The sequence below is a fragment of the Paranoxybacillus vitaminiphilus genome (assembly GCF_003259935.1).
Lineage (GTDB): Bacteria > Bacillota > Bacilli > Bacillales > Anoxybacillaceae > Paranoxybacillus > Paranoxybacillus vitaminiphilus.
On the sequence record NZ_QLMH01000001.1, the window covers coordinates 215893 to 229768 of the forward strand.

Annotated in this window: 15 protein-coding genes and 1 other annotated feature; all 15 genes read left to right on the forward strand. The window is 41.5% G+C overall.

All coding sequences use genetic code 11. The features are described 5' to 3' along the window. The first annotated feature begins 13 nt into the window (after positions 1 to 13). The 15 genes from spoIIGA (at position 14) to B0I26_RS01215 (ending at position 13796) form a co-directional block, all read left to right on the forward strand. A complete protein-coding gene (spoIIGA, locus tag B0I26_RS01145) occupies positions 14 to 940 on the forward strand; it encodes a sigma-E processing peptidase SpoIIGA (protein ID WP_111643637.1) in 927 nt (308 codons plus the stop codon). Between the two features lie 46 nt (positions 941 to 986). Then, entirely contained in the window at positions 987 to 1706 is a 720-nt protein-coding gene (sigE, locus tag B0I26_RS01150; RefSeq protein WP_111643638.1) for an RNA polymerase sporulation sigma factor SigE, read from the forward strand. A gap of 149 nt (positions 1707 to 1855) precedes the next feature. Beyond that, a complete protein-coding gene (gene sigG / locus B0I26_RS01155) occupies positions 1856 to 2635 on the forward strand; it encodes an RNA polymerase sporulation sigma factor SigG (protein WP_111643639.1) in 780 nt (259 codons plus the stop codon). A 187-nt stretch (positions 2636 to 2822) separates the two neighbouring features. After that, the gene (locus B0I26_RS01160) at positions 2823 to 3068 is read left to right on the forward strand and encodes a YlmC/YmxH family sporulation protein (protein ID WP_111643640.1); all 246 of its coding nucleotides are present in this window, start codon (positions 2823 to 2825) and stop codon (positions 3066 to 3068) included. Between the two features lie 129 nt (positions 3069 to 3197). Beyond that, entirely contained in the window at positions 3198 to 4028 is an 831-nt protein-coding gene (pgeF, locus tag B0I26_RS01165) for a peptidoglycan editing factor PgeF (protein ID WP_111643641.1), read from the forward strand. Next, on the forward strand, positions 4029 to 4703 hold the full coding sequence (locus tag B0I26_RS01170) for a YggS family pyridoxal phosphate-dependent enzyme (protein ID WP_111643642.1): 675 nt from the start codon (positions 4029 to 4031) through the stop codon (positions 4701 to 4703). It abuts the gene before it with no gap. A 16-nt stretch (positions 4704 to 4719) separates the two neighbouring features. Further along, positions 4720 to 5160, forward strand: coding sequence for a cell division protein SepF (locus B0I26_RS01175; RefSeq protein WP_111643643.1), 441 nt, complete (start codon positions 4720 to 4722; stop codon positions 5158 to 5160). A gap of 6 nt (positions 5161 to 5166) precedes the next feature. Then, entirely contained in the window at positions 5167 to 5436 is a 270-nt protein-coding gene (locus B0I26_RS01180) for a YggT family protein (protein WP_111643644.1), read from the forward strand. A 70-nt stretch (positions 5437 to 5506) separates the two neighbouring features. Continuing rightward, positions 5507 to 6280 carry a YlmH family RNA-binding protein gene (locus B0I26_RS01185; protein WP_111643645.1) on the forward strand — a complete coding sequence of 258 codons (774 nt, stop codon included), beginning with the start codon at positions 5507 to 5509 and terminating at the stop codon, positions 6278 to 6280. An 84-nt stretch (positions 6281 to 6364) separates the two neighbouring features. Then, a complete protein-coding gene (locus B0I26_RS01190) occupies positions 6365 to 6877 on the forward strand; it encodes a DivIVA domain-containing protein (RefSeq protein ID WP_111643891.1) in 513 nt (170 codons plus the stop codon). Between the two features lie 45 nt (positions 6878 to 6922). Next, positions 6923 to 7151: a binding site (T-box leader), on the forward strand. 65 nt (positions 7152 to 7216) lie between these two features. Continuing rightward, positions 7217 to 9985, forward strand: coding sequence for an isoleucine--tRNA ligase (gene ileS, locus B0I26_RS01195; protein WP_111643646.1), 2769 nt, complete (start codon positions 7217 to 7219; stop codon positions 9983 to 9985). A 266-nt stretch (positions 9986 to 10251) separates the two neighbouring features. Continuing rightward, positions 10252 to 10716 (forward strand): signal peptidase II, encoded by a 465-nt coding sequence (gene lspA, locus B0I26_RS01200; protein ID WP_111643647.1) that lies wholly within the window; start codon positions 10252 to 10254, stop codon positions 10714 to 10716. Beyond that, positions 10716 to 11630 carry an RluA family pseudouridine synthase gene (locus tag B0I26_RS01205; protein ID WP_111643648.1) on the forward strand — a complete coding sequence of 305 codons (915 nt, stop codon included), beginning with the start codon at positions 10716 to 10718 and terminating at the stop codon, positions 11628 to 11630. Before lspA ends, B0I26_RS01205 begins: the two co-directional genes overlap by 1 nt. Positions 11631 to 11805: 175 nt before the next feature. Next, complete coding sequence (pyrR, locus tag B0I26_RS01210) at positions 11806 to 12348, forward strand: bifunctional pyr operon transcriptional regulator/uracil phosphoribosyltransferase PyrR (RefSeq protein ID WP_111643649.1); 543 nt, start codon at positions 11806 to 11808, stop codon at positions 12346 to 12348. A gap of 143 nt (positions 12349 to 12491) precedes the next feature. After that, complete coding sequence (locus B0I26_RS01215) at positions 12492 to 13796, forward strand: solute carrier family 23 protein (protein WP_111643650.1); 1305 nt, start codon at positions 12492 to 12494, stop codon at positions 13794 to 13796. Positions 13797 to 13876 lie beyond the last annotated feature (80 nt).

Below are 13876 nucleotides of genomic sequence, written 5' to 3' on the forward strand. Positions count from 1 at the left end.
AGGAGGCAAGAAGTTGTCTATCTATTTAGATATTATCTGGTTGCTTAATGTATGTTTTGATAGCTTGCTGCTTTGGCTCACCGCGATTATGCTGAAAAGACAAATTGTTTTATGGCGCATTGCTTTAGGTGCATTCATCGGCTCTTTACTTGTGCTGTTTATGTTTACTCCTTTTTCATTGTATGCATCTCATCCGCTTGTAAAACTATTGTTTTCATTTTTTATCGTCATTGCTTCTTTTGGATTTAAAAGATTTCGCTATTTTATAGAAAACTTGCTCACGTTTTATTTTGCTACTTTTATGATTGGAGGGGGGATGATTGCGCTTCACAACTTGCTGCAGAATGACATTAGCGCAGCAGCAGGAGCAATAATCACTTCTTCTACAGGAACAGGGGATCCTGTCAGCTGGTTATTTGTTTTGCTGGGATTTCCGACATTATGGTTTTTTTCACGCAAGCGCATTGATGGGATTCGTGAAAAAAAGCTTCGTTTTGAAAGCATCGTGGATGTATTCATTACTTTGGACGAGGTGAACATCGCTTTGAAAGGATTAATTGACAGCGGAAACCAATTATACGACCCAATTACGAAAACACCGGTGATGATTGTTGACTTGAATGAAGTGAAACAAATGCTTCCGCAGTCCATTGTTGAAAACTTTACGTTGGCTCATGTGTTTCATTTTACAGATCAAAAAGATCTGGAGAAATGGCATCATCGTCTGCGCATTATTCCTTACCGTGCCGTTGGCAAAGAGCAGCAATTTTTATTGGCCTTTAAACCTGATAAAATTACGATTCGCTATGAAAACCGATCTCTTGAAGTAACGAGAGGTTTGATTGGATTGAATGAGTTCAATTTATCAACAGACGGAGAATATCAATGCATCGTTCATCCGAAAATGGTACAAACAGCAAAAATTTTAACAGCTTCGTGATACTATATCATACTCATTTATTTTCAAACTTAGAAGGGGGATTTCCATGAAAACGTTAAAACTGCGCATTGTTTATTTATGGTATAAACTGTTAATGAAATTGGGATTCAAGACGGATGAAATCTATTATATCGGCGGAAGTGAAGCATTGCCGCCGCCGTTGACAAAAGAGGAAGAAGAGTTGTTGCTGCAAAAACTTCCGTCCGGTGACGAGACAGCGCGTTCGATGTTAATTGAACGAAATTTGCGCTTAGTCGTATATATTGCCCGGAAATTTGAAAATACGGGAATTAATATTGAAGACTTAATTAGTATTGGAACAATCGGCTTAATTAAAGCAGTTAATACATTTAATCCCGAAAAAAAAATTAAGCTTGCTACATATGCATCACGGTGCATTGAAAACGAAATATTAATGTATTTGCGGCGCAACAACAAAGTAAGAGCTGAAGTATCATTTGATGAACCGCTGAATATTGATTGGGATGGAAATGAATTGCTTTTATCCGATGTATTAGGGACGGAAGAAGATATTATTACAAAAGACCTTGAAGCAAATGTTGATCGCAATTTGTTGATGAAGGCTCTTCATCAGTTAAGCGATCGTGAAAAGCAAATTATGGAACTTCGTTTCGGTCTTTCAGGTGGAGAGGAAAAAACACAAAAAGATGTCGCGGATCTGTTAGGGATTTCACAATCCTACATATCCCGGCTTGAAAAACGGATTATTAAAAGACTGAGAAAAGAATTTAATAAGATGATGTAAACAGGCTGGGAGCTTGACCGATGAGTGTCTGATGTGGGATTTGACAGTTTCTGTTCGGTCAGCCCTTTTTCTATTTTTGGCTTGTGCATATTTTTCCCACCTAAGGAGATACTGAAGGTTGACAGCATCTCCTGATGGGAGGGAAAGACTTGACAAGAAACAAAGTTGAAATTTGCGGCGTTGATACATCGAAACTTCCAGTGTTGAAAAACGAAGAAATGCGAGAACTGTTTAAACGAATGCAAGCAGGGGATTTAGAAGCAAGGGAGAAGCTAGTAAATGGAAATTTACGTCTCGTCTTAAGCGTTATTCAACGGTTTAACAACCGCGGAGAGTTTGTGGACGATTTGTTTCAAGTCGGCTGTATCGGCTTAATGAAATCGATTGATAATTTTGATTTAAGTCAAAATGTAAAATTTTCAACGTATGCAGTACCGATGATTATTGGTGAAATTCGCCGTTATTTACGTGATAACAATCCGATTCGCGTTTCACGATCATTGAGGGATATTGCATACAAAGCGCTTCAAGTACGAGAAAAGCTAATAACTGAGACAGCAAAAGAGCCGAAAGCGGAAGACATTGCCAAAGAGCTTGGGATATCACACGAAGAAGTCGTTTTTGCATTAGATGCCATTCAAGATCCGGTTTCCCTTTTCGAACCAATTTATAATGATGGCGGCGATCCCATTTATGTTATGGACCAGCTGAGTGATGAACGCAACCGCGATACGCAATGGATTGAAGAAATCGCCTTAAAGGAAGGGCTGCGGCGTTTGAATGAAAGAGAAAAGATGATCATAAGAAAGCGTTTTTTCCAAGGAAAGACGCAAATGGAAGTAGCTGAGGAAATCGGGATTTCCCAGGCGCAAGTGTCACGTTTAGAAAAAGCAGCAATCAGACAAATGAACAAAAATATTCAAATATGATGAGGTTGACCCGGAAGCCAAGTGCCAGACCTTACAGCCCCATATATAGGACATCTATATTGCGGGCTGTGCGTGAGGCCGGACGTTTATGGGTCAGCCTCTTGTTGTTTTTGTACAAATATAATCATGAATGGCGGAAAGACAATCATATAGTAAAAATAAGAGAGGATGAAAGCGAGGGGTTCGGATGGTAAAAATTTCAGAATTCCAATCAAAAGATGTAGTAAATGTGGCGAACGGCAAGAAATTAGGAAACATCGGCGATATTGATATTAATTTACAAACGGGACATATTGAAGCAATTATTATTTTGCGGACAGGGAAAATTCTTGGACTATTCGGCAGGGAAGAAGAAACGATTATTCCTTGGAACAACATTGTGAAGGTTGGTACAGATGTCATTTTAGTCCGTCTCAATGAAGAAATATATTAAAAAATTTTTAGTAAACAATCTTCCAACTTAGAAATAGTTCAATAATCATTATCACATTTAAGAAAACTATGATAAAATAGGAAAAAAAGTGATAAAAATCTACAAAATACGGTTAAAAGGATGTAGAACATGCCTGAGATTTTTCAACAAAAAAATCATGACGAAGTTCTTTTTCTTGACGATTGGCACTCTATGATGCCGCAGCTGGTCGTCGGCTTTACGACAAAGAAAGGCGGTTATAGTAAAAGAGAGTTTACAGGTTTAAATCTTGGGCTGCATGTTCATGATGATGCCGACGATGTTCGGCGAAATCGCCAAAAGCTGTCTGAAGTATTACAGTTTTCGCTGGAAAAATGGGTGTGTAGCGAGCAAATACATGATAATCGAATTGAGAAAGTAACGAAGAATGATTGCGGCAAAGGAGTTCTTCATTACGATACAGCCATAGCTGGTGTTGATGGGCTGTATACGAAGGAAGCCAACATTTTATTGGCACTTTGCTTTGCTGATTGCGTTCCCCTCTATTTTTTTGCGCCAAAGCATCAACTTGTTGGCCTTGCGCATGCGGGGTGGAAAGGGAGCGTCAAAAATATCGCTGGTGAAATGGTTCGCCTTTGGATAGAGAAGGAAAAGGTTCGCCATGCTGACATTTATGCAGCGATTGGTCCATCCATTGGCAAGTGCTGCTATATTGTTGACGATCGCGTTATCGATTTAGTGAAAAAAGCAGCAGAAGATTCGGCATATCATCTTTATCAAGAAACGAGCAAGGGGCAATATGCACTCGATTTAAAAGAGTTAAATCGGCAACTGCTATTAAAAGCTGGCATTCCGAAACAAAACATCCTTGTCAGCGAATATTGCACAAGCTGCGCTGGCGAGTTATTTTTCTCTCATCGACGCGATAAAGGGAAAACAGGCCGGATGATGAGTTTTATCGGCAGGAAGGAGGAAGAGTGAATGTCTGTTAGCGCCAATTTAGCAGCAATTAAAAAAAATATCGTTGAAGCATGCGAACGCGTTGGGCGCAATCCAGCGGACATTCGCATTATTGCTGTAACGAAATATGTGAGTGTTGAGCGTGCTAAAGAAGCGTATATGGCCGGCATAACCCATTTTGGCGAAAATCGCGATGAAGGATTTTTGCAAAAATACGAAGCATTAGGAAGCGAACCAACGTGGCATTTTATAGGCACGCTCCAGTCACGCAAAGTGAAAAATGTGATTGATAAAATCGACTATCTTCACTCCCTTGACCGATTATCGCTTGCTAAAGAGATTCAAAAGCGGGCGACAAAGCCATTGAAATGCTTCGTGCAAGTAAATGTATCAGGGGAAGAGTCGAAGCACGGCTTGACGCCGCAAGAGGTGATTCCCTTTATTGAAAAACTTAAAGAATTTCCAAACATTATCGTAGTTGGGCTGATGACAATGGCGCCATTTACAGATAATGAGCAAGACATTCGCCGCTGTTTTCGCGAATTAAAAAAATTGCAGGAAGAAATACAGACGTTACATATTCCGTATGCTCCATGTACAGAGCTTTCCATGGGAATGTCAAATGACTACATCATTGCCATTGAAGAAGGTGCGACATTTATCCGTTTAGGTACGTCATTAGTGGGAAAAGAATAATTGGAGGTGAACGAATATGGGGATTATTAAAAAATTTAAAAACTATTTTTTAGACGAGGAAGAATATGATGATTATGAGGAAGAGTATTTTGAGGAAGAAGAGGAGGAAGAAGTCTCCAAGCCTTTACAAAAAGGTCATGGCAAGCAAAATGTAGTTAGTTTGCAAAGCGTGCAAAAATCATCGAAAGTTGTATTATATGAACCTAGAGCCTATGCCGAGGCTCAAGAAATCGCTGATCATTTAAAAAGTAGACGAGCTGTTGTTGTCAATCTTCAGCGCATTCCTCATGATCAGGCAAAGCGCATTGTTGATTTTCTAAGCGGGACGGTATACGCTATTGGCGGCGATATCCAGCAAGTAGGTACGAAGATCTTTTTATGCACACCTGACAATGTCGATGTGACAGGCTCTATTTCTGTCGTTTCTGACGATGAATCATCAATCAAGAGGTGGTAATTTTACATGGACAGTTTGCTTTCGTTTTTAGTGTTGCTTATTGAAATATACTCCTATGCATTAATTGTGTACATTCTCATGTCATGGTTTCCAAACGCACGGGACACGAAGTTTGGACAAATATTAGCCAATATTTGCGAGCCGTATTTAGAACCATTCCGCCGTATTATTCCACCGATCGGGATGCTGGATATATCGCCGATTGTAGCGATTTTAGTTCTTAACTTTGCCACAAGAGGTTTATATGCACTTTTTGATATGTTGAAGTTAGGATAGCGGGGAATCCGACAATAGGGTTCCTTTCTTTATGAGCCGATAAAGATTAAATTATTGGGTGTTGGATGATATGAACCTTTATCAGCATTTTCGCAAAGAAGAGCATCACTTTCTTGATCAAGTGCTCGAGTGGCGTGAATCTGTGAAAACATGGTATGCGCCGAAACTGACAGATTTTTTGGATCCGCGTGAACAAGAAATTGTACGGTTAGTTGTAGGAAATGATCCTGAAGTTAAGCTTTCTTTTTATGGTGGCGCTTCTTTTGTGGAGCGGAAACGGGCGTTATTGTATCCCGAATATTTTGAGCCGAAGCAGGAAGAGTTTGAGCTTGTTCTTTTTGAAATTAAATATCCTCATAAATTCGTGTCGTTTGAGCATCGGCAAGTACTTGGGTCCCTGATGTCTCTCGGGCTTAAAAGAGCAAAATTTGGCGATATTCTTATAAAAGAAGAAAAGATACAATTTATCGTTGCCAAAGATATTGCTTCTTACATTCAGCTAAATTTCGATGCGGTTGGGAAAACGAAAGTTTCACTTGAGCAGCTGTCGTTTGACAATATAGTACAGCTCGAAGAACAATGGCTGGAAGAAACGATAACCGTTTCTTCTTTGCGATTGGACGCGGTGTTGGCGCAAGCTTTTCACGTTTCCCGCCAAAAAGTGCAGCTATTCATTGAAAACGGATTAGTCAAAGTGAATTGGAAAATTACTGAACAGCCTCATTTCGAATGCAAAGAAGGAGATACGTTATCGGCTCGGGGCTTTGGACGCTGCAAAATTGTTTCGATTGACGGCAAGACGAAAAAAGAGAAATGGCGGGTGCGAATCGGAAAACAAAAATAACGGGAAAATAGCAGGAATTGGGTGAAAGATGTCGAATGGTATCATAATAAACTGAAGCAGATCATTTCAATGGAGGTGGCACTTGTGCCTTTAACGCCATTAGATATTCATAATAAAGAGTTTAGCAAAGGCTTTCGCGGCTATGATGAAGACGAAGTGAATGAGTTCCTCGATCAAGTGATTAAAGATTATGAAATGATTATTCGTGAAAAAAAACAGCTTGAGGAAAAAGTAGCAGAGTTAACGGAGAAACTAAACTATTTTATAAACATCGAGGAGACTTTAAATAAATCGATTTTAATTGCCCAAGAGACAGCAGAAGAAGTAAAACGAAATGCACAAAAGGAAGCAAAACTTATTATTAAGGAAGCGGAAAAAAACGCCGACCGCATCATTAGCGAGGCGCTGGCAAAATCGCGGAAAATCGCGCTCGAAATTGAGGAATTAAAACGACAGTCTAAGGTGTTCCGCACCCGCTTCCGCATGCTTATTGAAGCTCAGCTCGAAATGTTAAATAACGATGATTGGGACCATTTATTGGAATATGAAGTGAAGGAAATTAATGAAGAAGAGCTTGAAGAAGCGAGCCAATCTTGACGAAAATTCCTTTTTTCACATATAATAACCAATACAAAAAGGATAATCTAGACGATGAAAGGGACAGTAGTTCTTTCAAAAGCTTATTTCAGCGAGCCAAGGATGGTGGGAGCTTGGCATAAGCGGAAGAATGAAAATCACCCTGGAGTTCCATGCTGAAATGACAGTAAGCAATGGCGCGTCATTCCCGTTACGAATGAAGAGTGGGCTATTCATGCACGTTTGCATACATAGTCAATAAGGGTGGTACCGCGAGACCTTTCTCGTCCCTTTTGGGATGGAAAGGTCTTCATTTTTTATAAATAATTTAGTAAACAAATATTGGAGGGATGATTAGGGATGGACTATAAAAACACGTTGTTAATGCCGAAAACGGAGTTCCCGATGCGCGGCAATCTTCCGCAACGAGAGCCGCAAATTCAAGCTAAATGGGAAGAAATGGATATTTATCGAAAAGTGCAAGAACGGACAAAAGGCCGACCGCTATTTGTTTTGCACGATGGACCGCCGTATGCCAATGGCGATATTCATATGGGACATGCGTTAAACAAGATTTTAAAAGACATTATCGTACGCTATAAATCAATGAGCGGCTATTGTGCTCCATATGTGCCGGGGTGGGATACACACGGGCTGCCAATCGAAACAGCACTTACGAAAAATAAAGGCGTCAATCGTAAAGAAATGAGTGTTGCACAATTCCGCAAGCTTTGTGAAGAATATGCTTACGAGCAAATTGATAGCCAACGAAAACAATTTAAGCGTCTCGGTGTGCGCGGCGATTGGGAAAATCCTTATATTACGTTAAAGCCGGAATATGAGGCGCAGCAAATTAAAGTGTTCGGTGAAATGGCGAAAAAAGGCTTGATCTATAAAGGACTTAAGCCTGTATACTGGTCTCCGTCAAGCGAATCTGCATTAGCAGAGGCAGAAATTGAGTATAAAGATAAACGCTCACCGTCGATTTACGTTGCTTTTGCCATTAAAGATGGAAAAGGCGTTCTTGAGGGAGACGAAAAAATTGTTATTTGGACAACAACTCCTTGGACGATCCCGGCGAACTTAGGAATTACTGTGCATCCTGAGCTTGAGTATAGTGTTGTGCAAGTAAATGGAGAAAAATATATTATTGCATCTGCGTTGATTGAGTCGGTAAAAAAAGAAATTGGCTGGGAAGATGTAACTGTCATCAAAACGTTAAAAGGAAGCGATTTGGAATACGTTGTTGCCAAACATCCGTTTTATGATCGCGATTCCCTTGTTATGTGCGGAGAGCATGTGACGACGGATGCGGGTACAGGCTGCGTTCATACAGCTCCAGGTCATGGTGAAGATGACTTCATCGTCGGACAAAAATATGGTTTAGATGTATTATGCCCAGTTGATGAGCGCGGATATATGACGGCTGATGCTCCAGGTTTTGAAGGCTTGTTCTATGATGATGCAAATAAGCCAATCACTGAAAAGCTAAAAGAAGTTGGCGCTTTATTAAAACTCGGCTTTATTACACACTCTTATCCGCATGACTGGCGTACAAAACAGCCAACGATTTTCCGGGCAACGGCGCAATGGTTTGCTTCGATTGATAAGATTCGCGGCGAACTGTTAAAAGCGGTCCAAGAGACAAAGTGGATCCCGGCTTGGGGAGAAACGCGTCTTTACAATATGATTCGCGACCGCGGCGACTGGTGTATTTCCCGTCAGCGCGCATGGGGTGTGCCAATTCCGGTATTCTATGCAGAAAATGGCGATCCGATCATTACAGACGAAACGATTGAACATGTTTCAAACTTATTTAGACAGTACGGTTCAAATGTATGGTTTGAACGTGACGCAAAAGACTTGTTGCCGGAAGGATTTACGCATCCATCAAGTCCAAACGGCAAGTTTACAAAAGAAACAGATATTATGGACGTTTGGTTTGATTCCGGTTCATCCCATCAGGCCGTTCTTGAAGAGCGCGATGATTTACAGCGTCCAGCTGACCTTTATCTTGAAGGCTCTGACCAATATCGCGGCTGGTTTAACTCTTCTTTATCAACAGCTGTCGCGGTAACAGGAAAAGCGCCATATAAAGCAGTATTGAGCCATGGTTTCGTGCTTGACGGTGAAGGCCGCAAAATGAGTAAGTCGCTCGGCAACGTTGTTGTTCCAGCGAAAGTAATGGAGCAATTAGGTGCGGATATTTTACGTCTGTGGGTCGCTTCTGTTGACTATCAAGCAGATGTAAGAATTTCCGACAGCATTCTAAAACAAGTTGCTGAAGTGTATCGGAAAATTCGCAATACGTTCCGTTTCTTATTAGGTAACTTGTTTGATTTTAATCCAGAGACAGATGCCGTTCCGTTACAAGAGCTGCGCGAAGTCGACCGCTACATGCTCGTCAAACTAAGCCGTCTCATTGAAAAAGTGAAACATTCTTATGAAACATATGAATTTGCGGCCATTTATCACGATGTGAACAACTTCTGCACAATTGATTTAAGCGCGTTCTATCTTGATTTTGCCAAGGATGTTCTTTATATTGAAGCGCCAAACAATAAAGAGCGCCGTTCGATTCAAACCGTTTTATATGAGACATTATTGGCGTTAACGAAACTAATTGCGCCAATCTTACCGCATACCGCTGATGAAGTATGGGGATACATTCCAAATGTAAAAGAGGAAAGTGTACAGCTTGTCGATATGCCTGAGCCGCTGCACATTGACGGAGCGGACGAACTGGTAGTGAAATGGGATGCGTTTATGGCGTTGCGTGATGATGTCTTAAAGGCATTAGAAGTGGCACGCAATGAAAAGGTGATCGGCAAATCGTTAACAGCAAGTCTTGTTCTTTATCCAAATGCTGAAACAAAGCAACTGCTTGATTCCATTAACGAAAACTTAAAACAAATCTTTATCGTTTCCGGTTTTGAAATTGCCGGCACATATGAAGAAGCGCCTCAAGAAGCACAGAAATTTGAAAAAGTGGCGATTGTCGTTAAACAAGCGGAAGGCGAAACTTGTGAAAGATGCTGGGTTGTCACACCGACGGTAGGGGAAGACAAAGAGCATCCAACATTATGCCCGCGCTGCGCGAAAGTTGTCAAAGAACATTATATGGCTTAATAAGTGAAGAAGGCTGACCTGTAAGTGTTTGATCCTACGTGTATTTTATAATATGCTCATATATGGTATTGTGGGGTCTGACACTTTGCTTTAGGTCAGCCCTTTTTTATCTTACGTTTGTCAAAACGAATTTTTTATATAAACAAAAAACGAGTTTGAATGATAAACGTATTCGTACTGGCAAGGCTTTATAGTTTTACGTTGTATAGTATAAAATGAATATGCTACAATTCTTAAGGTACATCTGCTCAGTTGGGGGTAATTTTGTGATTTATTATATCATTGCGCTCGTTGTGATTTTTATTGATCAGCTGACAAAATGGCTCGTTGTTCAATATATGGAACTTGGGGAAAGCATTCCGATTATTACCGATGTGCTTTATATTACTTCGCACCGCAATCGTGGTGCAGCGTGGGGGATTTTGCAAGGACAGTTTTGGTTTTTTTACATCATCACGATTATCGTCGTCATTGGGTTAGTCGTGTACATTCAACGTTTGCCGCGCGGGGAAAAGCTGTTTGGCACGGCTCTTGGATTGATGCTTGGCGGAGCGATTGGCAATTTTATCGATCGTCTTTTTCGTCAAGAAGTGGTCGATTTTATTCATACATACATTTTTACATACAGCTTTCCGATTTTTAATATCGCAGATTCAGCGTTATGTATTGGTGTTGCGCTTATTTTGCTGCAAACAATAATCGATGGAAGAAAAGAAAAGGAGAATGAGTAATGGAAGTGATCCAATTTACCATTGAGGAGGAACAGGATAAAGAGCGGATTGACAAGGTGATCTCTTCACTTAACGAAGAGTGGTCACGCTCACAAGTTCAGCAATGGATGAAAGATGGGTTAGTAACGGTGAATGGCAGAGCGGTAAAAGCAAATTATAAATGTTCAGCGGGTGATGCGGTTGTCATCGAACTTCCTGAGCCGGAGCCGCTTGATGTTGAGCCGGAAGAGATGGATTTAGATATATATTATGAAGATGCTGATGTGATCGTCGTGAATAAACCGCGCGGAATGGTTGTTCATCCGGCCCCCGGCCATATGCGCGGGACGCTTGTCAACGGGTTGCTGGCTCATTGTAAAGATTTATCCGGCATCAACGGCGTGCTGCGTCCGGGAATTGTGCATCGCATCGATAAAGATACTTCAGGACTTTTAATGGTAGCCAAAAATGATTTCGCCCATGAATCGCTTGTCAACCAGCTTGTGAATAAGACGGTTACGCGGAAATACAAGGCGATTGTCCATGGGGTGATCCCGCATGATTATGGAACAATTGATGCGCCGATCGGCAGGGATAAACATGACCGCCAAAGCATGACGGTGACAGAGGAAAATGGTAAAGAGGCGGTGACACATTTCCGCGTTCTTGAACGGTTCGATAAATTTACTTTTATCGAATGTCAGTTGGAAACGGGCCGGACCCATCAAATTCGCGTTCATATGAAATATATCGGCTATCCGCTTGCTGGCGATCCGAAATACGGTCCGAAAAAAACGCTCCCGATTGATGGGCAGGCATTGCATGCAGGAATATTAGGGTTTACTCACCCGCGTACCGGGGAGTATTTACAATTTGAGGCACCATTACCTGAGGAATTTCAGCGCGTTTTAGATATGCTGCGAAATAATCGTTGACAAAATCCATTCATAAAAGTAAAATTAAGACCAAGTGAATAGAACCTTTAAATTCAGTCCCGTGAGGCTGAGAAGGAATCGGATGATATAGGAATCAGTATGGGTGCATGCATGTTAAATCAACCATTCCTCTCGCTTCTTGGGCGGGAGGAATTTTTTTGTGAGGTGAAAGACGATGCAAAAAGCAGTTGTTCTTGATGAACAGGCGATTCGCCGCGCATTGACGAGAATTGCTCATGAAATTATTGAGCGCAACAAAGGAATTGAAAATTGTGTTCTCGTTGGCATTAAGACGCGCGGCATTTATTTAGCGAGACGTCTTGCCGAACGAATTGAGCAAATTGAAGGAACGGCCATTCCAGTAGGCGAGTTGGATATTACGCTCTATCGTGATGATTTAACAATGAAAACGAGCGATAAAGAACCACTCGTGAAGGGGACGAATGTCCCGGTCGATATAACAAACAAAAAAGTGATTTTAGTCGATGATGTTCTTTTTACAGGACGTACGGTCAGAGCAGCCATGGATGCGTTGATGGACCTTGGACGCCCGGCGCAAATTCAGCTGGCTGTACTCGTTGACCGCGGTCATCGCGAGCTGCCGATTCGTGCTGATTTTGTCGGAAAAAATATTCCAACATCAAGCTCGGAAATAGTTGTCGTTGAATTAACAGAAGTCGATAAAATGGATCAAGTAAGCATTCATGAAAACAAATAAATCCCTTTTAAATGCAGTCCCGCGAGGCTGACAAAGGGGAACAGGAATTTAGTCTAACGATATTTTCCATAGGCTGAATCTGTACCTCTTTGCACCTTCGTGGCAAAGAGGTTTTTTATTAGAATCAGAAAGGAGAAAATGATATGAGCAAACCAGTATTAGACATAAATGATAAGCCGTCACCAATGCAATGGTTGACGTTAAGCTTGCAGCATTTATTTGCCATGTTTGGCGCAACGATTTTAGTGCCTTACCTTGTCGGGCTAAGTCCGGCTATTGCTTTAATCTCCAGCGGTTTCGGAACAATTGCCTTTTTAATGATCACGAAATGGCAAGTACCAGCTTATCTTGGCTCCTCGTTCGCGTTCATTACACCGATTATTGCTGCCAAAACGGCAGGCGGACCTGGCGCAGCAATGATTGGCAGCTTCTTGGCGGGGCTTGTATACGGAGTCGTTGCAATCATTATTAAAAGGGCAGGTTATCGCTGGATTATGAGATTGCTGCCGCCGATTGTCGTTGGTCCGGTTATTGTTGTCATCGGATTAGGATTAGCGAGTACAGCAGTCAATATGGCGATGAACAATCCAGACGGAAAATATAGCTTAACACATTTTTCGGTGGCATTAGTGACGTTGGCGGCAACGATTATCTGCTCGATTTACTTAAGAGGAATGCTTAGCCTAATTCCTGTATTAGCGGGAATTGTCGTTGGTTATGTATACGCATTAGCGGTTGGCGTCGTTGATTTTTCGCAAGTAACGAAAGCAAAATGGTTTGAAATGCCTGATTTTCTCATTCCGTTTATTGATTACAATGTAAGCATGACTTGGGAAATCGTTTTATTAATGGTTCCAGTTGCGATTGTGACGCTTTCTGAGCATATCGGTCATCAGCTCGTGCTAAGCAAAGTCGTTGGCCGTGATTATATTAAAGAGCCTGGACTGCATCGTTCGATTTTAGGAGATGGGACAGCAACGATGCTTTCTGCCTTAATCGGCGGACCGCCAAAAACAACGTACGGTGAAAATATCGGAGTTCTTGCGATTACAAGAGTATACAGCGTGTACGTACTTTTAGGTGCAGCTATTATTGCAACGATATTCGGCTTCATTGGTAAAGTCACAGCGTTAATCAGTTCCATTCCGACACCGGTAATGGGCGGCGTCTCGATCTTGTTATTCGGAATTATCGCGTCGTCAGGATTGCGTATGCTTGTTGACAGCAAAATCGACTTTGGTGACAAACGCAATTTAGTCATCTCATCTGTCATTCTTGTCATCGGAATTGGCGGTGCCGTTCTTAAAGTATCTGAACAGTTTGAAATTCACGGAATGGCGCTTGCGGCCATTTGCGGTGTGCTGTTAAACCTCATTTTACCGGGCCGTCCGGAAGTCAATGAAAATATGTTTGAAACGGAAGATGAGCATAACAATCATGTGGCGTAAATCACCTTTTAACTAAGTCCAGAGAGGCTTAAAAGGGTGTTGCAGCTAGGGAAGAAAATGTGCACAGCCGGGAGTTTTTC